The sequence below is a fragment of the Blastococcus sp. CT_GayMR20 genome (assembly GCF_004570345.1).
This window is the reverse complement of the sequence record NZ_SPQM01000292.1, coordinates 1-1,648: the sequence shown is the minus strand read 5'-3', so window position 1 is coordinate 1,648 and position 1,648 is coordinate 1. Positions and strand designations below refer to the sequence as shown.

Genomic DNA, 1,648 nt, shown 5'->3' with positions numbered 1-1,648 from the left:
CGACCAGCTCGACGCGGCCTCGCCAGGTGCGGCCGGCGTGGGCGCGCAGATCGTGTTCGTCGCCCCCGACGGGCAGACGGTCCTCGACCCCGCGGTCGCCGGGGTGGTCGAGCAGGTCGTCGCCGAGGCGGAGCGCGCGCCGCAGGTCGCCGCCGTCGTCAGTCCGTTCGACAGCCAGGCGGTCAGCCCGGACGGCCGGGCCGCGCTCGCCACGGTGCAGTACGCCGTGCCGCGCGAGGGGCTCGAGGCGACCAGCCTCGACGCGCTGCAGGCGAGCACCGCTGCCGCCGAGGAGGCCGGCCTGCAGGTCGCCGTCGGCGGCAACGCCTTCGGAACCACCGGAGTCACCATCGGCGCGACGGAGTTCATCGGCGTCGCCGTCGCGGTCCTGGTCCTGGTGCTGACCTTCGGCTCGCTGCTGGCCGCGGGCATGAACCTGCTGACGGCGGTCGTCGGCATCGGGGTCGGCATGGGGGCCCTGCTGCTGACGTCGAACGTGATCACCCTGAGCTCGAGCGCGCCGACCCTCGCGCTGATGATCGGCCTGGCGGTCGGCATCGACTACACGCTGTTCATCCTGTCCCGGCACCGCACCCAGCTCGCGGCCGGCATGGATCCCGAGGAGTCCGCGGCACGGGCGACCGGCACCGCAGGCTCCGCCGTGGTCTTCGCCGGCCTCACGGTCGTCATCGCACTGTCGGGGCTGGCCGTCGTCGGGATCCCGTTCCTGACGGTGATGGGCGTCGGCGCTGCGGGCACCGTGCTCGTCGCCGTCCTCGTCGCCCTGACCCTGCTGCCGGCGCTGCTGGGCTTCGCCGGGAGCCGCCTGGCACCGAAGCCCGGCTCCCGGGCCGCGCGCCGCGAGCTGGCCGACGCCCAGGAGTCCACCGGGACGGGCGGTTCGATGGGCGCCCGCTGGACCCGGCTGGTCACGCGCAGGCCCCTGCTCACCGTGGTCGCCGTCCTGGCGGGCCTCGTCGTCCTGGCCCTTCCGGCGCCACAGCTGCAGCTCGCCCTGCCGGACAACTCCACCGCGGCCCCCGACAGCCCGGAGCGACGGGCGTACGACCTGATCAGCGAGAACTTCGGACCAGGCCTCAACGGCCCGCTGGTCGTGCTCGTGGAGGGACTCGACCCGGGGACGGCGGAGCAGTCGGTCGGCACCATCGCGGTCGCCGTCGGCGGCACTCCCACCGGCACCCCGGGTGAGTTCGAGGGCGGCCTCGACGACGTCGCCTTCGCCCAGCCGACGCTGCTCCCCGACGGCAGCACCGCGATCGTCACGGTGATCCCCGAGAGCGGTCCGCAGGAGGAGGCGACGAACGAGCTGGTGGCCGACCTCCGTGCCCTGGCGCCCGACCTCGAGGAGGAGACCGGTGCCGACCTCGCAGTGACCGGGCAGACCGCGGTCGCGATCGACGTCTCCGACCGGCTCGGCGACGCCCTGCTGCCGTTCGCGATCGTCGTCGTGGGCCTCGCGCTCGTGCTGCTGCTGCTGGTGTTCCGCTCGATCCTGGTGCCGATCAAGGCCGCCGTCGGGTTCCTGCTGTCGGTCGGCGCCTCGTTCGGCGCCGTGGTCGCCGTCTTCCAGCGGGGCTGGTTCGGCGACCTCCTCGGGGTGTCCGCGACGGGGCCGGTGATCAGCTTC

Annotated in this window: 1 protein-coding gene; it reads left to right on the top strand. The window is 74.2% G+C overall.

Annotation, left to right across the window (positions count from 1 at the left end):
- The coding region (locus tag E4P40_RS27455; RefSeq protein ID WP_135161448.1) for an MMPL family transporter at nucleotides 1-1,648 on the top strand (1,648 nt) is incomplete at both ends.